The organism is Labrys okinawensis, from assembly GCF_047345005.1.
GTDB classification, from domain to species: domain Bacteria; phylum Pseudomonadota; class Alphaproteobacteria; order Rhizobiales; family Labraceae; genus Labrys; species Labrys okinawensis.
Genome location: NZ_CP178864.1, coordinates 3,327,910 through 3,348,637, shown reverse-complemented (window position 1 = coordinate 3,348,637; position 20,728 = coordinate 3,327,910). Strand labels below are relative to the sequence as shown.

The window sequence follows — 20,728 nt, the reverse complement described above, 5'->3', positions numbered from 1 at the left end:
ATTGGAAAAGGGAATATTCATGGGCGCCGACAGTGTCCCGCAAGACTACGAGGACCTCATTCGGATCATCCACGACAGGTATGACGGGATGAGCAAGGCCTATCAGAATATTGCAGTGTACCTCACGCAAAATCCCAATGATGTGGCGGTGATGTCGCTCAATGCCATTGCCGAAACCTGCGGCATCCACGCTTCGAGCTTCGTGCGCTTCGCCCAGATGCTGGGCTACAAGGGTTTCAAGGAAGTTCAGGCGGTTTTCCAGCGGCGGCTCTCCACCGCGGCTCCCGGCTTCCAGGCCCGAATCAAGGTTCTGGAAACCGAACTGAGCGACCGGGAGAATGTCGGCGGCTGGGGCTTCCTGCACGACCTGGTGCTTCGGGACATCGACGCGCTGCAGGAACTGTTGAACCAGACGCCCGGCGAGACCATCGAGAAGGCCGTGGATCTGATGGAGAAGGCGGACACCATCTACCTGGTGGGCCAGCTCCGCTCGGCGCCGATCGTCGATCTCACGCGCTACATCCTGACCATGCTGGGCAAGCGCACCGTCCTCCTCGATGCGAGCGGCGGCCTCGCCACCCATATCGCAAGCACCATGCGGCCCACCGACCTGCTCTTCGCCGTTTCGTTCCGGTTCTACGCGACCGAGGTGGTCAACATCGTGGAACAGGCTGCGGCGCGCGGCCTGCCCATCGTAGCGATCACCGATTCAACCCTTTCGCCGCTCGCCAAGAACGCCACGGTTCTGTTCGCCGTGCCCGAGCATCAATATACGTTCTCAAGGTCCCTGGCAGCACCCATGTGCCTGGCGCAATCCCTCACGGTCGCGCTTGCCGCGCGCCTGCAAAAGGCTGCCGTGCCCCGCATTCCGATCGTGACCCAGCCATAGAGGCTTGAGGCGCAGGTATTGGCTCCATTGATCAGGATATCCGTCGCAAAAGACAGGCGCAAAAGTCTCGCTTTAATCGGGAGTTTCGCGACACGGTAAGATCGCGGAAGAGAGTCAAAAGCCACCGTTCTCTAAGGCCCGGAAAACTTCCGCCTCGGGATTGGTATTTGATGCGGTAGCTGCCCAAACGACGCATGTTCTTCCCTGCTGCCCATAAACGGCGATGCGACTTCCGGGACCGCCTCCGCTGTGACCGATGGGATGATCGAGCGGATTCGTTGCCCGCAGCATCAACCCCAATCCGTATGCTGGATCGGGATGGAGTTCAGAGCGGAATTGCGAGAGCGACCTGCGTTCGAGCATTGTGGTCCCGCTTACTAAATCGCCAGCGAGTAGATGGCGAAGCAGTCGAGCGGCATCCATCGCCGTGCCTACAACCAGTCCGTGATAGACCCAAGCCGGATGATAGCCGATCGCGTCGCCCATCTGCACGGCGGCTAAATCAGTCGGAGTGACGGCAAGCCGGGCCGTCGCGAGGTCGGCAGGAATGAATACGAAGTCGGAAAGAGCATCGGAAAGGGGGAGGTTCGATGCCCTCTCGATCAATCGAGTGACTTCCAGATAGCCTATGTTCGAATAGGCCCAGCCTTGACCGGGTTCGTATCGCAGTCGATCCGCTTCGACTGCGTTCAACAGGTCATCAACAGACCACGGCGGCCGCCCCGCTTCTACATCGGCATGGTAGGCCGGAAGGGAGCCGTAGTCTGGTAATCCCGCTTCGTGCCGAAGGAGTTGGGTAGGGGTGAAGGGTTTCCCCTCGACGGGTTCATCGAGGTTGATCTTGCCGCGTTCCGACAACCGCAACAGGGCAACCGCGAGCGCCGTTTTCGTAAAGCTCCACCATGGAATCGAATCCGTAACGCCCGTGGCGTCTGCTTCGCCATCATTACCAATGAATACTTTTGCTTCCATGCCGCATCATAAGCGACTCGGGATAACGACGCGAGAACCGCCCGCTTGCTGGAGAGAGGCCGCTGCTTATCAACCGATTGATCGGGCCGATTCCGATCTTCGGTGTCGCGAAATTTCTAACTTTTCCGACACTCGGTACTTTCATTCAATTCTAGCTGGTTTCAGTGTTGTATAAGTCACTCGCAAAAGCTCCTTTTTGCGAGTGACTTATGCGGCAGGTTAGAGCTACGCTCGCGTTTCAGGTAGCGGCCAAGATCTGACCCGCCTTCAAAGCCAGCTCTTCCCAAACCACTTAATCCTGCACACTCCAAAGGGCTGCAGGATGAAAGACACCTCACGCCAATGCCTCCGCCGGTACCCGCCCTGCGGAGCCTCTCCACACAGTCTGGTCGTAATTCACCACGGCGCCCGCCATCAGGCCGGCGTCGTCGGATACGATGAAGTTGACCGTGTGCGCCGCCTCCTTCGGGTCGACGACGCCCGAAGGGCAGTGCGGCGGTGGCCTTAGCCCTCCCGGTCCGGATCGCCGGTGGCCGTGGCCCGCAACCCGCGTTCATGGTCGGACGATATCCAGCCGACATTGAGCTGATTCAGAATTACCGGGACAGCGGATTTATTTGGTTACCCGGTCAAACTGTTCGTCAGAGACCAGATCGACTGATAATACTCCGCGTGGCACCTCCGTTGCCGGTGATACACGCCGTTAGTCACATGCACGAAATGAGAACAAATATTGACTCTAGGTCCCTCCCGTGCTTTATTCCTTAACGGAATGAGGCCTCAGTAGCCAGCGCAGGTACAGCCCGGCTCCGAACGCCTCCATCCACCCCGACAGCCTATCCCAGTGGTAGGCGGCGGCCCCGCTTCTTTCGAAGCCAGCCTCCAGGGGTGAAGAGCGGGACATACGGGATCGGCACACCATGGAAGTGCCCTGGATCCCTGGACGGAGCGTGACGGGCATGAGCCCGGCAATGCCTTCGTCCCCACGTCCCGCCGATGCGGTGAAGACGGCTGATGCCACTGTCCGGCCAGGACTGTAGCGCTGAGCCCCTTCACCGAGCCGGCTGGCTCAGGTTCGGATGGTCCGTGCCATCCGCTCCCGGCTTGCCTCCGCCTTCACAAGGCGGAGAAAAACAGGTGGCCTTGCGCGCTTTGTCAGCGTGTCGGGCAACCGGAACGGGGCGATGGCGGCTCGCATCGACAGTGCGGCCTGCATCTTCCATGATCCTGCTTTCACGGCTGCTCCGCAGCCGCCATCGCCCGGTCTCTTCATCAACCCAGTCGGAAACGGCGTGGGAACGAGAGCGCTCGCGCGTTGCGGTGGCAATGCAGCTGCGCGCTTTCCCTGACTTTCCCAACACCCGGTGCCTTCATTCAATTCTTGCTGGTTTCCATGTTGCCAAAGTCACTCGCAAGAGGCCCTTCCAGCAAGTGACTTTGGCACCAGGTTCAGGTTGAGCCCGCGTCACAGTGGCGGCCAAAATGCGACCGGCCTTCAAACATGCTCCTCACAGAACACTTTATCAGATTCAATCAAGCATTTGCATGACAACAGATATTTCATGCCAAAACCAACGCCTCGGCCGGAACCGGCATCGCCCCGGCCGAACCGCCCCACACCGTCTGGTCATAGTTGACCACGGCGCCCGTCATCAGGCCCGCGTCGTCGGATACGATGAAGTTGACCGCGCGCGCCGCCTCCTCCGGATCGACGAGACGCCCGAAGGGCAGGGTGGCGGTGGCCTTTGCCTCCCAGTCCGGATCTCCGGTTGCCGCAGCCTGCAACTCGCGTTCATGGTCGGACGACATCCAGCCGACATTGAGCTGGTTCACGCGGATGCGATTCTTCATCACCGAGAAGGCCGTGTTGCGCGTCAGCGTCGCCAGTGCCCCCTTGGAGGCGCAATAGGCGTTGATGAAGGGCTGTCCCGTATGTTCGGAGATCGAGCCGATGTTGCAGATCGATCCGGCGATGCCGTCGCGGATCATCAACTTGATCGCTTCCTGCATCAGGAAATAGGGCCCTCGCACATTGGTGGCGAAGATGAGATCGAACAGTTCGGGCGAGGTATCGAGGATCGTGCCCCGGTCCGTGCAGGCTGCTGCGTTCACGAGGACGTCCACCCGGCCGTAGACGCGATCGGCCTCGGCGATGGCATGCCGGCACTCCTCGACGTCGGCGACATCGGCCTTGACGAAGTGAACGGGGACGCCAGTGTCCAGCCTGACCTTGTCAGCCACGGCCTTACCCTTGGCGGCATTGCGGCCAAGCGTAACCAGGCCGGCGGCGCCGGCGGCGGCGAGCTGCCGGGCGATCGCGGCACCGAGGCCCTGCGTCGAGCCGGTCACGACGCAGACCCTTCCATCCATGCGATTCATAATGTCAATTCTCCACCGTGTAGCCAGCCGCCGCCATCACCCGCAGCAGCTCCTTGTGCCCGATCTCAGCCATCTTAAGCGGCGGGCTCTTGACGGGATCCTGCTCCGCTTCGACGACGAACCAGCCCTCATACCCGTAGGATGCCAGCCGCTTCACGATGGCCTCGAAGTCGAGCGAGCCGTCTCCGGGAACCGTGAAGGCGCCCTTCACCACCGCATCGAGGAAGCTCTCCTTGCTGCGATCGAGGCCATCGACCACGCTCGCCCGGATGTCCTTGGTATGCACATGCGAGATGCGGGCATGGTGCTTGTCGATGACCCGCAGGACATCACCGCCGGCAAAGGCCATGTGTCCCGCATCGTAGAGCAGCGGCAAGGCTTCGCCCGAGTGCTTCATCAGGAGATCGAGTTCTTCCTCGGTCTCGATCGGCGCCGCCATGTGATGGTGATAGCTGATCGGCATCCCCTCCCCCGCGCACCATTCGGCGAAGGTCGTCATCTTGCGGCCATAGGCCTTGATCTCATCCTCGCTCAGTCGGCGCTTGGTCGCGAGCGGCGCCGAGCGATTGCCCTGGATTGTGCCGGCCGTCTCGCCATAGACGATGCAGGGAGCGCTGACGGCCTTGAAGAGCGCCATCTGGGCGGCGATGCGGTCCTTCTCTTTCTCGATGTCACCGTCGAGCAGCAGGCCCGAGAACCAGCCGCCGCACACCCTCATGCCGTGCTTGTCCAGCACGGGCTTGAGCTCGGCGGGGTCCATCGGGAAGCGACGGCCGGTCTCCATCCCTGTGAAGCCTGCCTGCCGGGCCTGGCGCAGGCACTCGTCGAGAGAGACGTCGTCACTAAGCTCGGCCAGGTCGTCGTTCCACCAGGCAATCGGCGCGATGCCAAGTCTTGCTTTCATAGGAATCTCCAAAGTGTAGGTAACGGTTTATCGGCGCTGGGGGAGCGGCCGTTAGACGCCGACGCGCTGGCGCTGGCGGCCGGCGACTTGCGCGTCATGGGCCTCGCGCACTTCCTTCCTCTCGCTGGTGGCGGGAACGCCGACATCCCACCAGGCATCGCCCGGCGTCCAGGTGAAGGCATCCGACACGATGGTGATGACGGTGGTGCGGTCGTTCGTCTTTGCCCACTCGACGGCCTGGCCAAGATCGGCAAGGCTTTCCACGTGCCGCGTCAGCGCGCCCATGGCCTCGGCGTGCTTGGCGAAATCGACCGAGAAAGGTTCCTTAACGCGACAATCCTTGATGAGATTGTTGAAGCCGGGCGTGCCCTTGGCGTTCTGCAGGCGGTTGATCACGGCATAGCCGCCATTGTCGCAGACGATCAGAATGATCTTGTGGCCGCTGAGGACAGTCGAATAGACGTCCGAATTCATCATCATGTAGGTGCCGTCGCCGATCATGACGATGGGCGTGCGCGTCGGATCGGCCATGGCGGCCCCCCAGCCTGCGGAAATCTCATAACCCATGCAGGAGAAGCCGAATTCGCAATCGAAGGTGTTGGGATCCTTGACGCGCCAGTTCTTCATGACTTCGCCGGGCAATCCGCCGGCGGCGGTGATGAGCAGGTCCCGGTCGCCGGCCTTGGCATTCACCACGCCCACGACCTGGGCATAGGTCGGTATGGGATCGTTGGTGGGCTTCTGGAAGCCGTCGAGCATGTCGTTCCATTTGGCGAATTCGGACACGCCCTTCGTCGTCCAGGCTTCCGGCGCCTTCCAGTCCTCGAGTGCGCCTTCCAGTTCCTCGACCGTTTCGAGGGCATCGCCTATCACCGCCAGCGCGCGGTGCTTGGTGGCATCCCACCGGGCCGCGTTGATGGAAATGAATTTTGCCGCCGGGGAGAAGGCAGTCCAGGAGCCGGTGGTGAAATCCATCAACCGCGTGCCGACGGCCAGGATCACATCGGCCTCGGCGGCGAGCGCATTGGCGGATGTCGAGCCGACGATGCCGATCGGCCCGACATGGGCGGGATGGTCATGCGTCACCGCGCCCTTGCCGGCAATGGTTTCCGCCAGCGGGATGCCCCGCTTCTGCGCGAAATCAGCCAGTGCCTTTTCCGCACCCGAATAACGGACCCCGCCGCCGGAAATGATCAGGGGGCGTTTCGCCTGCCTCAGGATGTTGACAGCTTCCTTGACGCGATCGCGATCGGGCCGGGCTCGCGCTATCCGGTGCACGACAGGCTCGAAGAACACTTCCGGGTAATCCCAGGCCATTTCCTGCACGTCCTGGGGAAGCGCGATGAAGGCCGGCCCGCAGTCGGCGGGATCCAGGAGCACGCCGACCGCCTGCGGCAAGGAGGAGATGATCTGCTCGGGATGCACGATGCGATCCCAATAGCGCGTCACCGCCTTGAAGGCGTCGTTGACATTGATGGTGGGGTCGCCGAAATGCTCCACCTGCTGCATGACGGGATCCGGCCGGCGATTGACGAAAGTATCGCCCGAGAGCAGCAGCACAGGCAGGCGATTGGCATGGGCGACGCCGGCAGCCGTGACCATGTTCAGGGCGCCTGGCCCGATCGAGGTTGACGCGACCATGATCTGGCGCCGACGCCTGGCCTTGGCGAAGCCGATCGCGGCGAGCGCCATCGACTGTTCGTTCTGGCCCCGCCAGGTCGGCAGCGTATCCTGCACGGCCTCCAGCGCCTCCGAAAGGCAGGTGACGTTTCCATGCCCGAAAATGGCGAAGACGCCCGGGAAAAGCGGCACCTTCGCGCCGTCCACGACTGTGAACTGGTTGCACAGATAGCGCACCAGGGCCTGCGCCATGGTGAGACGAATGGTGGCGGACATCATATTCCTCCCTCGCAAATGCGATTTTCGTATTGCTTACGAAATGATTATTGACAAAGCAAGATAATTGCAATCACCATTGCATGTGCTGTTTGAGGGGAGCAACAGCCGCCTGTCGCCAAGCTGGCGCGGCTCCTTTCAATGACTGGCCATGACACAATCGAGACAGCCAGTCGTTAGAATTGGCCGGAGGAAACGATGCCGCACATCCTCGTCGCAGGCAAACTGCATCCGAGCGGAATTGCGCTTTTGCATGCCGCGCCCGGCGTGACGTTCGATTATGTCGAAGAGGTCTCGGAAGCCAGCTATGCGCCTCTCATCGCCCCAGCGGACGGCCTCGTCATTCGCACCCAGCCCCTTTCGGCGCCCACGCTCGCGCGTGCGGACAGGCTGCGCATCGTCTCCCGCCACGGCGTCGGCTACGATGCCGTCGATCTTCCGTCGCTGAACAGCAGGGGCATCGCCCTCTCGATCGTGGGCGATGTGAATTCGATATCGGTGGCCGAGCACGCGATGATGCTGCTGCTTGCCTGTGCCAAGCAATTGTTGCGCTCGGACCATTCCACCCGGGAAGGCAGCTGGAGCTGGCGCAACCGGCTCGAGGCCACTGAGCTCTTCGGCAAGCATCTTCTCGTCATGGGTTTCGGCAGGACCGGACGACGACTGGCCAGGCTTGCCGAGGCGTTCGGCATGGAGGTCAGGGCCTTCGACCCCTACCTTCAGAGGACGGGTTGGCCGGAGGGCCCGATTGCCCCCCTCAGCGACCTCATGGCCGGTCTCGGCTGGGCGGATGCGGTGTCTGTCCATGTGCCGAGGGGAGAGCGCCCCGCCATCGGCGCGCGGGAGCTGGCGGCCATGAAGCCCTCGGCCATTCTCGTCAACACGGCGCGCGGCGGCATCGTCGATGAAGCCGCACTGGTCGAGGCGTTGCGCAGCGGCAAGATCTCGGCCGCGGGCCTCGACGTCTTCGACGACGAACCCCCCCTCGCCAACCATCCCCTGTTCGGCTTCGACCAGGTGATACTGACGCCGCATATCGCCGGCCTGACGGCCGAATGCGCCGAGCGGATGGCCATTTCCTCCGTGCAGAACGTGCTCGATTTCTTCGCCGGCACGATCGATCCCGCACTCGTCGTCAACAGAGAATATCTCAATGCCAAGTCATAAAGGGCAGCTCAGGATCGGCCTCATCGGCACCGGCTTCATGGGCAAGACCCACGTCTTCGGTTTCGCTGCGGCACAACGCGTTTTCGATCTCCCTTATGAACTCTTGCTGCATACGGTTGCCGACCGCACCGACGAGCTCGCGTCAGCGGCGGCGCAGGCGCTGGGTTTCCAGAAAGCCTCCGGCGACTGGAAGAGCCTGATAGCCGATCCCGACATCGATGTGATCGACATCACCTCGCCCAACGCTCTGCACAAGGAGATGGCGCTCGCCGCGTTGGCCGCCGGCAAGCATGTCTATTGCGAGAAGCCGCTGGCTACCACGGCAGCCGACGCCGCCGAGATGACGCAGGCCGCCGAGGCCGCTGGCGTGCGCACCCAGGTCGGCTTCAACTATCTGTGCAACCCGCTGTTTGCCCTGGCGCGCGACATGATCCGCGGCGGCGACCTCGGCGAGATCCGCAGCTATCGCGGAATTCATGCCGAGGACTACATGGCGGATGCCGACAGCCCCTTCACCTTCCGGCACGATCCGGCCGGCGGAGGCGCTCTTGCGGATATCGGCAGCCATGCACTGGCGACGGCGGAATATCTGCTCGGTCCGATCACGACGGTTCAGGGCGACGCCGTCACCGTCATCGACGCCAGGCCCGACGGCAAGGGTGGGAGGCGGGCTGTCGAGGTTGACGATCTCGGCCGAGCCTTCCTGCGCTTTGCCAACGGCGCCTCCGGCAGCCTCGAAGCGAGCTGGATCGCTACCGGCCGAAAGATGCAGCATGATTTCGAGATCTACGGCACCAAGGGCGCCCTCGTCTTCACGCAGGAGCGCTTCAACGAGCTGAACTTCTATGATGGAGCCGACAAGCAGGGGCGGCGCGGCTTCCGGCGCATCGAGGCGGGCCCCGACCATTCGCCCTATGGGCTGTTCTGCGTTGCCCCCGGCCACCAGCTTGGTTTCAACGATCTCAAGGCCATCGAGATCGCCGGCTTCGTCGACGCCATCGCCGGCAAGGGTCCCGAGCCTTTCGGCTTCAGATCCGGGCAGCGCATCCAGGAACTGGTGGAAGCGATACAGAGATCCGCGCTGGAGAAACGATGGGTGGAGACACCCCTAAAGATCAGCGGGCCGACTATCGGTTTCGAATGAACGGCTCTGCTGCCCGCCTCCGGCATGGCGCTCGAAAACCTCGTGCTCCATATGGCCGGCAGTACCGGACTCCCAGCCCTCCAACAACGCTACCCGCATGGAATCGACCGAGCGTCTGAGCCCAAATGTGGCTGCCCGGTCGGGGCACTGCTTCTGTGTTGCCAATCTCCAGCAGGCCACCACCCTGGCGTCCAGGAATGCAAAATGCCTTCGCACCGGAGCGACTCTCCAAATTAACTCTTTGATATCAGGTGCATTTTGTGATTCTCGGTGATTACCGTGAAGACAAGACGCTTTGGACCTGCTGCCCCCTTGCACCCGTCTGGCGCAGCTCCGCGCCGTGCCAGAGGTGACGGTTTTTGGTCAGTCCCCACACCGCCCAGTGCAGTTCCATCATGGACTGACGATCGCAGAGAACGACGTTGCGCTCGGTCTCGGTCAAGCTGCCCGGCCCTTCCGTCAACGCCTTCTCGACAATCCTGGCGAGGTATTGCGGATAGAGCGAACGAGGCCTTTGCAGCGCGACATGCACAGCGTTCAATTGTGGATCAACCACGGCCTGCACGAACGGATCGTTTTCAAGCCTCTCATCGCTGAAGGGCTGGAGGCTCAATTCGTCGGGTGGATTGTTCTCCTCAGGTGTCAGAAAGATCGATTTTCGTCGCAGCCACTGGCCCCAGGTGTTCCGGCTTGTCAGGACTGCCACGGGAACAGATAGCGCCATGCCGCCCAGTATCGGTGCAAGCCAGATCAGGAACTGCATCGCCATCAGGTGGGGACGCAACAACGAAATGATTTCGAACAACCTGGATGAGGCTACCAAGCGATAGAGGATCATCCAGGTGCCGACACCGATACCTGTGCACCAGCCAAAATAATGGATTGCGTCGGACCAGACCATACCACGATCGTCGCGTATCTGCGGTCCCCATTTGACGCTCTTGCCGAGCAAGGATTGAATAACAAACAGGCTGTGATAAAGCATCTTGATCGGGGATATTAGTATAGACAACGCGGACTCAACAATTACGCCAATGAATATCTTATCGATGCCGCCATAATCCCACGCTGACCTGCTCCTGGCTGCGATGACAATCGCAAGAAATTTCGGCGCAAACAGGAAGACGAGCGTCAGACCGAACATCCACCAGGGTGGCAGTGGAAAAGAGCGAAAGAAGTGCAGGAGCGCCAGCCCATGCCCGACCACATTCCAATTAAAGGCCCAGACCACGCTTAGCACCAGGAACACCCCCCACAGGGGAGCAGCCAGAAACGCCATTGCACCATTGAAGAACAGGAACTTGTGGGCCGACCTCAGCCCGTCCGCCAGCAAGAGCCCGAGATGCTGCGTGTTGCCCTGCGCCCAACGGCGGTCACGCTTCAGCTCGTCGAGAAGGGTCGGAGGATTTTCCTCATAGGATCCCTCGATCTGAGGCAGGAACCATACGTCCCACCCTGCCCGGGCCAAAAGGGCGGCCTCGACGAAATCGTGGCTGAGCAGGTGACCGCCGAAAGGCTGCTTGCCAGGCAGAACCGGCAGAGCGCAATGCTCGCGGAACGGCTTGGTCCGGATCATGTGTTGATTTCCACTGAGAAGTGACCCAGTCGGAGGGGATTTTTCCATCGAGAATTGACCCATGTTCGAAGCTCCCCCTGTGCGGCTAGCGCAGGGGACGACGGAGTGATCAACATGGAGTTATTGAGCGTCATTCGACGCTGGCACTACCGGGACCATTTGCCGATCCGGGAGATATGCCGACGCACTGGGCTATCGAGGAACACAGTTCGCAAGTATTTGCGCGCCGAGCGGATTGAGCCTCGGTTCGCTGTTCCCGATCGGCCCAGCAAGCTTGATCCTTATGTGGACAAGCTGTCGGCGATGCTGCGGGTGGAAGCCGGCAAGAGCCGCAAGCACAAGCGCACGATCAAACAGTTGCATGCCGATCTGACAGTCCTTGGTTACGGAGGCTCCTACAATCGGGTGGCGGCCTTCGCGCGCGAATGGAAGGCAGCCCGCCAGCATGAGCAGCGCACCAGCGGTCGTGGCACCTTCGTGCCGCTGGCCTTCGTGTCGGGCGAGGCGTTCCAGTTCGACTGGTCCGAAGACTGGGCCATCATCGGCGGCGAGCGAACCAAGCTGCAGGTTGCCCACTTCAAGCTGTCGTGCAGCCGCGCCTTCACGCTGCGGGCCTATCTCCAGCAAAGCCACGAGATGCTGTTCGATGCCCACAATCACGCCTTCCGTGTCCTGGGCGGCGTGCCGCGCCGAGGGATTTACGACAACATGCGCACGGCGGTCGACAAAGTCGGCCGTGGCAAGGATCGCCAGGTCAACATCCGCTTCTCGGCAATGGTCAGCCACTTCTTGTTCGAGGCCGAGTTCTGCAATCCCGCCTCAGGTTGGGAGAAGGGACAGATCGAGAAGAACGTCCAGGATGCCCGGCATCGGCTGTGGCAGCCCATGCCGAACGTCCCGTCCCTGGAGGCGCTGAACGACTGGCTTGAGACACGCTGCCGGGACCTATGGTCCTTGACCCCGCACGGCGTCCAATCCGGAACCGTCGCCGATGTCTGGAACGAGGAGATCCGTCATCTGATGCCGGTCCAACGCCCCTTCGATGGTTTTGTCGAATACACCAAGCGCGTCTCACCGACCTGCCTGATCCATCTGGAACGTAACCGCTACAGCGTTCCAGCTTCCTTCGCCAATCGACCGGTCAGCGTCAGGCTCTATCCAGACCGCATCGTCGTCGCAGCCGAGGGCCAGGCTATCTGCGAGCATCGGCGGGTCTTTGTCCGGTCCCATTCCCAACAGGGCCAGACGATCTATGATTGGCGCCATTATCTGGCGGTCATCCAGCGCAAACCAGGAGCCCTGCGCAACGGTGCCCCCTTTGCCGATTTGCCGGATGCCTTCCGATCGTTGCAACACCGCTTGCTCAAAACGCCAGGCGGCGACCGCGAGATGGTCGAGATCCTGGGGCTCGTGCTTCAGCATGACGAACAGGTCGTGCTGACGGCCGTCGAACTGGCATTGAGTGCAGGTGTTCCGACCAAGACCCATATCCTCAACCTGCTGCATCGCCTGATCGACGGCAAGCCGATCACCCCACCAACCGTGGACGCTCCCCAGGCTCTGGTTCTGACCACTGAGCCCAAGGCCAATGTCGAACGTTATGAGGCCCTGCGCCGGGAGGCTCGCCATGCGTCATAATCCGGCAAGCGGCGCTCTCGTCATCATGCTGCGCAGCCTCAAGATGCACGGCATGGCCCAGGCCATCGGCGAATTGACCGAACAGGGCTCCCCGGCCTTCGAGGCCGCCATGCCGATCCTGGCGCAACTCCTCAAGGCCGAGACAGCCGAACGCGAAGTTCGATCAACGGCCTATCAGCTCAAAATCGCCCGCTTTCCAGCCTACCGAGACCTCAGCGGCTTTGACTTTACTTCCAGCGAGGTCAACGAGGCTCTCGTGCGCCAGCTCCATCGCTGTGAGTTCCTCGAGGACGCTCATAATATCGTCCTGATCGGCGGCCCCGGTACGGGCAAGACCCACATCGCCACCGCACTCGGCGTTCAGGCGATCGAACATCATCATAAACGCGTTCGCTTCTTCTCAACCGTCGAACTCGTCAATGCTCTCGAGCAGGAAAAGCTCCAGGGAAAGGCCGGTCAGATTGCCGGTCGCCTCGTCCACTCCGACCTCGTTATCCTCGACGAATTAGGATACCTGCCCTTCAGTGCCTCGGGTGGCGCGTTGCTCTTCCACCTGCTCTCCAAACTCTATGAGCGCACCAGCGTTGTCATCACCACCAATCTCGGGTTCAGCGAATGGGCTTCCGTCTTCGGCGATGCCAAGATGACCACTGCGCTCCTCGATCGCCTCACCCATCACTGCCATATCCTGGAGACCGGAAACGACAGCTTCCGCTTCAAAAACAGCTCTGCGAAAAGTCCAAAGCCAGCAAAGGAGAAGGCACGAAACTTGACCTCAGCCTGACACACAAACATCATCGGGGCGGGTCAGTTCTCAATGGAAATCCCGGGTCACTTCTCAACGGAAATCAACACAGCGTGGAAAGGCACGCAATTGCGCACACCGGAAATAGCCGGACGGAAGTGGGTTTCGGGCCAACTCCGCATGCGCTTCTTTTCAAGGATCGTGTTGTGCCTGCTGCACTCCCCTGGCGCGCCCGGGATCGCCCACAGTGAATGGGGAAATGGAGTCATCGCAGGATGCTCCACAACACGAGGGTGACGGCAAAGACGATCAACATAGATTCGAGGCGGCGGGGATATTGCGGCTCGGGAGGTTGGTTGGGAGGGCTGAGTATCTCAAGGTAGTACTGGCCATGCTGCGCATTCAGTTGCGCGGTCTGCAGGCCTTGCTCCGCCGACAGCAGCAACTGCCGGTCGTTGGCCTGCTCGGCCACGAGGCCGTCATATTCGACACCATGGCTTGAGAAGGAATTCTCAGAACCGCTGACCACCGTTCCCTGGGATTGAATCTGGCTCTGCATCGCGGCGATCTGGTTTCTCAGATTCGGGATACCCGGATTGTTGGGGGTCGCGGCCTCGAGTGTCGATAGTTCGGACTGCTTGCGCAGCACAGCCTCCTTGAGACGGCTCACCATGTCCATCTGGATTGTTGCCTGCTGCGATGGATCGAACAGCAGGTGCTGATCCCGGAAATCCGCCAATCGCGCGCCGTCGGCCTGCAACCGCGCTCGCACAGTCTTGACATTGGCGGCTGCAACCTGAGTCGCCTCGGCGGCCTTTTCCTGATTCAGCCGGTTGAGAAGGTCCTGGCTCTGAGCGAGCAAGAGAGTGTTCAGCGCTTTGGCGGAGGCCGCATCATAGGCGTAAACCTGCAGGGTGCTGACGTTATCTCGATCGTCGACCCCGTCGACGACCTTTGAGCGAAAATAATTCCAAAGCGACACTTCGGAGGTTTCATAATACCACAACCCTCCCAGGCGGCCAATTGGATCGATGGCGTTGCTGCCATAGGCCTGGCGAAGCGGGAATTGCCTTGCTGCTGCCAGCATTCCTTCCCACGACTCAAGATAGTCATGGATGATGTAGGCTCCGCCTAGTGAATAGCTCCCGGATCCCATAAGTGCAGCCAGCGCACCGGCGGAACGATCGTCGGCCTGAGCGACCACAAACCGCGACTCCGAGATATATTGTGGAGACGCTATAATTCCAAAATACAATACGGATAAAGCGTTTGGAATCACAAACAAAATCCAAAATATCTTGCGCGCGAAGAGTGATTTCATTCTATTTCCTACAGTAAGACTCTTCGCAGAGAATGGTGAGTAGACGCCTCATCACAACGAAGGAGAGTAGAAATGGGCGGCACGTCTGGGCGGTGCTTGCACCTGCGATACCGACACCACTGAAGATCGATTGCAGAGACAGGGCGATATCGGCCGAGGACACATTGGAGACGCAGAGGACGCCCCTGTCGCGCATCGGGAAACGTTGAGGCAACCCAAGGTTCGGCAATCCCCCACATCCGCCAAGAACGCCGGACGGAAGAAGGATGCTCAGATTATGCAACATGATTGCCAGCTCACCTCTTAACTAAAGCTGCATTCGGTCATAGATGCCTATAGGAAATCAGCATTGTATTGACATTATTCGGCTACCTATCGGATTAGTTTCTCGTACTCTTAAATGAAGGCGAGAATTGTGTCAATCTATCAGATTCATTTCTCTAGGGAATGTAACGAATAATTTGTCGAACGGCGATCCTCATACGAAACTGCTCCTCACGCGCGCGATCTCATTCCAAGATCACTTGGGTTATACCTGAGAGGAACGTCAGAAAATGATGAGGAATGTCAGACTACGACCAGAAACGTCTGAGGATGAAGAGGGCGTGCCGTCCCAGCAAATTCCCATCCTGCACGGCTTGGGAGAATCCGAATATTGGGACTGTCTCCATGAGACAGCCCGTAGATTGTCCATTGATCATTGTATTTGAGAATGACCCACGCGGGACGTACTCCTTTTGTTTCGAAGGTGGCTTGACCGGACCCGGATTTACCAGTGCGCGCGAATCCGAGATACGGCGGACCCGCATAAGTCGCCCATCTCGCCAAGACAGGCGTTGCCGCTTGCCCTGGTGGGCGGAAATATCGTTGGCGTTCTTATCCGGGATCTCCCGGGGCGATGGCGCACCGGCAACCCGCGGCATCGATCATCGCGACAGCTCCCTCAAGCCACCGGCAAGGGACGAGATCGGCGAAGGAGGTTGGGGCGTCTAGGGCGGCATGCTGCGCATGCAAGTCCCTATGCAAAGGTTCGGAGATTCGACAAAAACCAATCCTCGTTTGCCGGGGCCTCCGCCTTTTTGGGATCGAGCCCTGCGAGCACGCCTTCCCGCTATCTTACAAGGCGGGACGAGGCTCGCCTGTGGCGAGAGCGTTTTGCGATTTGACGGAATCGGCAAGAATCGCAAAGACGCGTCGAAACAAAGAGTTAGAGCAAAGCAGCGTTTACGCTTAAATGCGCTTTGCTCTAGCGTCTACGCCTCACTGCGGTCCGATCATGCTCCCGCGCCAAGCAGGCTCGCATATTTGTCGGTGGCCTCCATCAGCCGATGCAGCGTGCCGGGCTCGGAGAACGAGTGGCCGGAATCCTCGACGAATTGCAGTTCAGCTTTCGGCCAACGCTTGGAGAGCTCCCAGGCGGTGATCGGGGGGCAAACCATGTCATAGCGGCCTTGCACGATCGTACCGGGAATGTTGGCAAGCTGGGTGGCGTCGCGCAGGAGTTGCCCCTCCTCCATCCAGCCGCCGTGTACGAAGTAATGATTCTCGATGCGCGCGAACGCGAGAGCGAACTGTTCCTGAGCGTGGCCAGTCGCCGGTCCTTCGGGCATCAGGGTGGAGGTCTCGCCCTCCCACACGCTCCACGCTCTCGCCGCCGCGAGGCGTAGCGCCGCGTCGTCGCTCGTCAGGCGGCGGTGGTAGGTCAGGATCGGGTCCGCCCAGGTCTGCGGCGGCAGGTCCTTTCGGAAGGCTTCCCATTTGTCCGGGAAGAAATAGGAAGCGCCTTCCCGGTAATACCAGTCGAGTTCCATGCGGCGCAGGGTGAAAATGCCGCGCAACATCAGCGAAGACACCAGTTCGGGATAGGTCTCGGCATACGCCAGGGCCAGGGTAGAGCCCCAGGAGCCGCCGAACAGGCTCCAGCGACCGACCTTCATCACCTCCTTGCGCAGGCGCTCCATGTCGGAGACGAGGTGCCAAGTCGTATTCGCTTCCAGATTGGCATGCGGACGCGAGCGCCCGCAGCCGCGCTGATCGAACAACAGCACGTTCCAGCGCCGGGGATCGAAAAGGCGGCGATGTTTGGGCGAACAGCCTGCGCCGGGGCCGCCATGCAGGAAAGCGACCGGCAGCCCGTCCGGATTGCCCGCGAGTTCCCAGTAGATCGAATGCCCGTCGCCGACGTCGAGCATGCCTGACCGATAGGCCTCGATTTCGGGATAAAGTCCCCGCCTCAGCGTGCCGTTCGGCTCGCTCGAGCGATCAAACGCCATAATCAAATTCCTGCACTATAGATCCAGAATGGCTGGGAAGCCGCAAGGTTCTCGCCTGACCAGAAGGCCGTCCATACCTACCGCCAATAATACCACCGTCAAGACGGGTGGCACGGCTCGGGATAATTCACCTTGGATAAACGCCTCGTTCATCCGAGCGGAGCGATTCACCTTCCGGATGGCCGTTAACCACGCCTGTCGGGCAGGGTTCCCTGGCATGTCGTCCTCAATGCAGGATCTGGCTGAGGAACTGCTTGGTGCGCTCGTGCTGTGGATTGGAGAAGAAGGCGTTGGGCTCGTTCATCTCGACGATCTGACCGGCGTCCATGAAGATGACCCGGTCGGCGACCTGGCGGGCGAAGCCCATTTCGTGGGTCACGCACAGCATGGTCATGCCGTCATTGGCGAGCGAGACCATGGTGTCGAGCACCTCCTTGACCATTTCCGGGTCGAGGGCCGAAGTCGGTTCGTCGAACAGCATGATCTTGGGATTCATGCACAGGGCACGGGCGATGGCGACGCGCTGCTGCTGGCCGCCCGAGAGCTGGCCGGGATATTTCTTGGCCTGATGCGGGATCTTGACGCGGTCGAGCAAAGCCATGGCCCGTTCCTCGGCTTCCTTCTTGGGCATCTTGCGCACCCAGATCGGCGCCAGCGTGCAGTTCTCCAGTACGGTGAGGTGGGGGAAGAGATTGAAGTGCTGGAACACCATGCCGACCTCGCGGCGCACCTCGTCGATGCGCTTCAGGTCATTGGTGAGCGGGATGCCGTCTACCGTGACCGAACCCTTCTGGAACTCCTCCAGGCGGTTGATGCAGCGGATCATGGTGGACTTGCCGGAGCCCGAAGGGCCGCAGATGACGATGCGCTCGCCGCGCCGAACCTCGAGGTTGACGTCCTTGAGAACATGGAAGTCGCCGAACCACTTGTTCATGTCCCTGATCTGCACGGCGGATTCGCCAGAATCGCGAGGTGAAGCTGCCAGGGATATCGAAGCCATCGGACGCCTTTTCCTTTGCTCTCTCCGCGCGAGATCACGCGGAATTATTCCTGTCGACGGTAATAATTTAGCGCAGCGCCTTGGGGAACGCCAGCGCTTGCCTCCCCACAACGCAGGAGGCGCTCCCCTTGCCACTTCTCAACCGCTGCTTGCATCGTCTATCATCCGGCTTGCTCCACAGGAAGCTTCACCATCTCGCCTCGTTCAAAGCGCAAGCGCTTTGCAAATGACGCAAATGAGACCATAGTCCCGGCACTCAATCTGGAGAGTAAAATGAAAAAACTCCTCATCACTGCAGTGATCGCCTTTGCTGTCCTTGGTTCGTCGGCACACGCCGATGGAACGTTGGATAAGGTAAAATCTTCTGGTTCCATCACCCAAGGCGTGAGAGAGTCTTCCGGTCTGGCCTATACGCTCGGAAACGGCATCTATACGGGATATCATTACGACGTCTGCCAGAACATCATCGCGGACATCAAGAAGAAGCTCGGACTTGAGAAGCTCGAGATTCGCTATCAGCCTGTCACCTCGCAGAACCGCGTGCCGCTGGTTCAGAACGGCACCGTGGATATCGAATGCGGTTCGACGACGAACAACACGGCACGCGCCAAGGACGTCGCTTTTGCCGACACGGTTTATGTCGAGGAAGTGAAGATCGCCGTTCGAGCCGACTCGCCCATCAACAAACTCGAGGACCTGAACGGCAAGACGGTCGCCACCACAACCGGCACCACCTCCGTGCAGACTCTGCGCAAAAACAAGCGCGCAAAGGACATCACCTTCAACGAAGTCTATGGCAAGGATCACGCCGACAGCTTCTTGCTGCTGCAGAGCGGCCGGGCCGACGCCTTCGTGATGGATGCCTCGATCCTCGCGGCGAACATCGCCAGGGCGCAGGACCCCAAGGCCTTCAAGATCCTGCCGGAGGTCCTGTCTGTTGAGCCGATCGCCATCATGATCCGCAAGGACGATCCGGACTTCAAGAAGGTCGTCGACGACAGCATCGCGGAGCAGATCAAGAACGGCACCATCGCCAAGCTCTACGAAAAGTGGTTCATGCAGCCGATTCCGCCAAACAATGTCACGCTGAACATGCCGGCGTCTGAAGCGACCAAGAACGCCTGGGCCAACCCGAACGACAAGCCGGCCGAGGACTATAAGCAGCCCGGTCAATAACCGCCTTGCAGGTACTCCGATTGCTGCAACGGACGCGCTGCACTGCAGGTGCAGAGCGTCCGGGGCGGATTGAAAGTTCCATCCGCAATGGCGCAACCATAAAGCGCCTGCGGGGCTCAAATAAGAAGAACGATCTGGTACCCCTGTCCCCTGACTTTCCTGCAAGGACTGACGGGGAGCGGGCATGGGCTTGGGCAAACTATGATGGCTTATTGGCAGGATATCTGGGATCGCTGGCAATTCCTTTGGGATGACCGGGGAGACGGCATTACCTACTTTCAATGGATGATGTCCGCCTGGGGCTACACGGTCGCGGTGGCCTTCACCTCGCTCGTGATCGCGCTGGTGTTTGGCTTCATCATCGGGACGCTGCGCACCGTAGCGCAGCACAGGATCATCTCCACGCTCGCTACCGCGTGGGTCGAGCTGTTTCGCAACATCCCTATTCTCGTTCAGCTCTTCATCTGGTTCTTCGTGATCTCGGAGGTGGTGCCTGGCATGAAAAGCGTTCCAGGCTTCGTCCTGGCCTGCTGTGCCCTCGGTTTCTTCACCTCGGCGCGGATCGCCGAACAGGTTCGGGCGGGCATCCTGGCCTTGCCGGGTGGCCAGCGCAACGCGGCCTATGCCATGGGCTTCACGCAGGCACAGGCCTACCGCTATGTGATCCTGCCGCAGACCTTCCGCATCATCATTCCTCCGCTCACGAGCGAGGCGATGAATATCGTCAAGAACTCCTCCGTGGCCTTTGCGGTCTCGATCCCGGAATTGATCAGTTTCGCCATGCAAACCCAGGAAGAAACCTCGCGCGGGGTCGAAGTCTATCTGGCGGCCACCGTGCTCTATGTCATCACCGCGCTGACGGTTAACCGGGTGATGTCCTATATCGAGAAACGAACGCGCATCCCCGGCCTGCACCCGCAAGCAAAGGGGGCGCATTGATGCCTTCGCTTGATTTTTCCTTCTTCACCTGGACCAATATCGGCAACTATCTGCTGAGCGGCCTCTATTTCAGCGTCTCGCTCACCATCGCGGCCACGATCGGCGGCATTGCACTGGGTACGATGATCGCCCTGATGCGCCTGTCCGGTATCAAGCCGCTCGAATATGTCGCGACCTTGTATGTCGACCTGATGCGCAGCGTGCCGCTGGTGATGGTGATCCTGTGGTTCTTCCTGCTGGTTCCCTCGAGCTTCTACGATCTGTTCCCGGGCGGCATCGGCAACAAGTATCGGGCCGAGATCTGCGCCCTTATCACCTTCATCGTCTTCGAAGCTGCTTTCTTCAGCGAAATCGTCCGCGCCGGCATCCAGTCGCTGGCCCGCGGCCAGACTGCCGCCGGTTATGCCCTTGGCATGACCTATGCGCAGAACATGCGCTACATTGTGCTGCCACAGGCGCTGCGCAACATGCTGCCCGTCTTCCTCACGCAGACCATTGTGCTCTTCCAGGACACCTCGCTGGTCTATGCCATAGGGGCCTACGACATCCTGAAGGGCTTCGAAATCATGGGCAACACCTTCGGCCGCCGGATCGAGAGCTATCTCCTGGCCGCCGTCTTCTATCTCGTCGTCTGTTTTTCCTTGTCCACGCTCGTCAAGAGACTGAACAAGAAAATCCGTATCGTGCGCTGAACTGAAGGACGCCAATC

The 20,728-nt window shown here is 60.2% G+C and carries 16 protein-coding genes; 8 read left to right on the top strand and 8 right to left on the bottom strand.

Features of this window, described 5'->3' with window-relative positions:
* Positions 1 to 19 precede the first annotated feature (19 nt).
* Positions 20 to 889 (top strand): MurR/RpiR family transcriptional regulator, encoded by an 870-nt coding sequence (locus ACMDCR_RS15695; protein ID WP_413993398.1) that lies wholly within the window; start codon positions 20 to 22, stop codon positions 887 to 889.
* A 114-nt stretch (positions 890 to 1,003) separates the two neighbouring features.
* Here ACMDCR_RS15695 and ACMDCR_RS15690 read toward each other — a convergent pair whose 3' ends face one another.
* The 4 genes from ACMDCR_RS15690 to iolD all read right to left on the bottom strand — a co-directional run bounded on the left by ACMDCR_RS15690 (position 1,004) and on the right by iolD (position 7,043).
* Positions 1,004 to 1,861: a serine hydrolase domain-containing protein gene (locus ACMDCR_RS15690; protein WP_413993397.1), complete on the bottom strand. Its 858-nt coding sequence runs from the start codon at positions 1,859 to 1,861 to the stop codon at positions 1,004 to 1,006.
* 1,560 nt (positions 1,862 to 3,421) lie between these two features.
* The gene (locus tag ACMDCR_RS15685; protein ID WP_413993396.1) at positions 3,422 to 4,240 is read right to left on the bottom strand and encodes an SDR family oxidoreductase; all 819 of its coding nucleotides are present in this window, start codon (positions 4,238 to 4,240) and stop codon (positions 3,422 to 3,424) included.
* Between the two features lie 4 nt (positions 4,241 to 4,244).
* Positions 4,245 to 5,144: a myo-inosose-2 dehydratase gene (gene iolE, locus ACMDCR_RS15680; RefSeq protein WP_413993395.1), complete on the bottom strand. Its 900-nt coding sequence runs from the start codon at positions 5,142 to 5,144 to the stop codon at positions 4,245 to 4,247.
* A 51-nt stretch (positions 5,145 to 5,195) separates the two neighbouring features.
* Positions 5,196 to 7,043, bottom strand: coding sequence for a 3D-(3,5/4)-trihydroxycyclohexane-1,2-dione acylhydrolase (decyclizing) (gene iolD, locus ACMDCR_RS15675; RefSeq protein WP_413993394.1), 1,848 nt, complete (start codon positions 7,041 to 7,043; stop codon positions 5,196 to 5,198).
* A gap of 195 nt (positions 7,044 to 7,238) precedes the next feature.
* Here iolD and ACMDCR_RS15670 point away from each other — a divergent pair, with 195 nt between their 5' ends.
* Both ACMDCR_RS15670 and ACMDCR_RS15665 read left to right on the top strand, forming a co-directional pair.
* The gene (locus ACMDCR_RS15670; protein ID WP_413993393.1) at positions 7,239 to 8,207 is read left to right on the top strand and encodes a hydroxyacid dehydrogenase; all 969 of its coding nucleotides are present in this window, start codon (positions 7,239 to 7,241) and stop codon (positions 8,205 to 8,207) included.
* Positions 8,194 to 9,351: a Gfo/Idh/MocA family protein gene (locus tag ACMDCR_RS15665; RefSeq protein WP_413993392.1), complete on the top strand. Its 1,158-nt coding sequence runs from the start codon at positions 8,194 to 8,196 to the stop codon at positions 9,349 to 9,351. Before ACMDCR_RS15670 ends, ACMDCR_RS15665 begins: the two co-directional genes overlap by 14 nt.
* Before the next feature lie 274 nt (positions 9,352 to 9,625).
* Here ACMDCR_RS15665 and ACMDCR_RS15660 read toward each other — a convergent pair whose 3' ends face one another.
* Entirely contained in the window at positions 9,626 to 10,927 is a 1,302-nt protein-coding gene (locus ACMDCR_RS15660; protein WP_413993391.1) for a glycosyltransferase family 2 protein, read from the bottom strand.
* A 114-nt stretch (positions 10,928 to 11,041) separates the two neighbouring features.
* Between ACMDCR_RS15660 and istA the strand changes: the two genes are divergently transcribed.
* A complete protein-coding gene (gene istA / locus ACMDCR_RS15655; RefSeq protein ID WP_413989053.1) occupies positions 11,042 to 12,565 on the top strand; it encodes an IS21 family transposase in 1,524 nt (507 codons plus the stop codon).
* On the top strand, positions 12,555 to 13,349 hold the full coding sequence (gene istB / locus ACMDCR_RS15650; RefSeq protein ID WP_413989052.1) for an IS21-like element helper ATPase IstB: 795 nt from the start codon (positions 12,555 to 12,557) through the stop codon (positions 13,347 to 13,349). The genes istA and istB overlap by 11 nt, the downstream gene beginning before the upstream one ends.
* A gap of 226 nt (positions 13,350 to 13,575) precedes the next feature.
* Here istB and ACMDCR_RS15645 read toward each other — a convergent pair whose 3' ends face one another.
* From ACMDCR_RS15645 to ACMDCR_RS15635, 3 genes are all read right to left on the bottom strand, one after another.
* Positions 13,576 to 14,631, bottom strand: a complete 1,056-nt coding sequence (locus ACMDCR_RS15645) for a hypothetical protein (protein WP_413993390.1) — start codon at positions 14,629 to 14,631, stop codon at positions 13,576 to 13,578.
* 1,274 nt (positions 14,632 to 15,905) lie between these two features.
* Positions 15,906 to 16,904 (bottom strand): prolyl aminopeptidase, encoded by a 999-nt coding sequence (gene pip / locus ACMDCR_RS15640; RefSeq protein WP_413993389.1) that lies wholly within the window; start codon positions 16,902 to 16,904, stop codon positions 15,906 to 15,908.
* A 226-nt stretch (positions 16,905 to 17,130) separates the two neighbouring features.
* The gene (locus tag ACMDCR_RS15635) at positions 17,131 to 17,838 is read right to left on the bottom strand and encodes an amino acid ABC transporter ATP-binding protein (protein ID WP_413993634.1); all 708 of its coding nucleotides are present in this window, start codon (positions 17,836 to 17,838) and stop codon (positions 17,131 to 17,133) included.
* A gap of 339 nt (positions 17,839 to 18,177) precedes the next feature.
* Between ACMDCR_RS15635 and ACMDCR_RS15630 the strand changes: the two genes are divergently transcribed.
* The 3 genes from ACMDCR_RS15630 to ACMDCR_RS15620 all read left to right on the top strand — a co-directional run bounded on the left by ACMDCR_RS15630 (position 18,178) and on the right by ACMDCR_RS15620 (position 20,711).
* A complete protein-coding gene (locus ACMDCR_RS15630) occupies positions 18,178 to 19,080 on the top strand; it encodes an amino acid ABC transporter substrate-binding protein (RefSeq protein ID WP_413993388.1) in 903 nt (300 codons plus the stop codon).
* A 201-nt stretch (positions 19,081 to 19,281) separates the two neighbouring features.
* Complete coding sequence (locus ACMDCR_RS15625) at positions 19,282 to 20,019, top strand: amino acid ABC transporter permease (protein ID WP_413993387.1); 738 nt, start codon at positions 19,282 to 19,284, stop codon at positions 20,017 to 20,019.
* The gene (locus tag ACMDCR_RS15620; protein ID WP_413993386.1) at positions 20,019 to 20,711 is read left to right on the top strand and encodes an amino acid ABC transporter permease; all 693 of its coding nucleotides are present in this window, start codon (positions 20,019 to 20,021) and stop codon (positions 20,709 to 20,711) included. Before ACMDCR_RS15625 ends, ACMDCR_RS15620 begins: the two co-directional genes overlap by 1 nt.
* Positions 20,712 to 20,728: the final 17 nt, after the last annotated feature.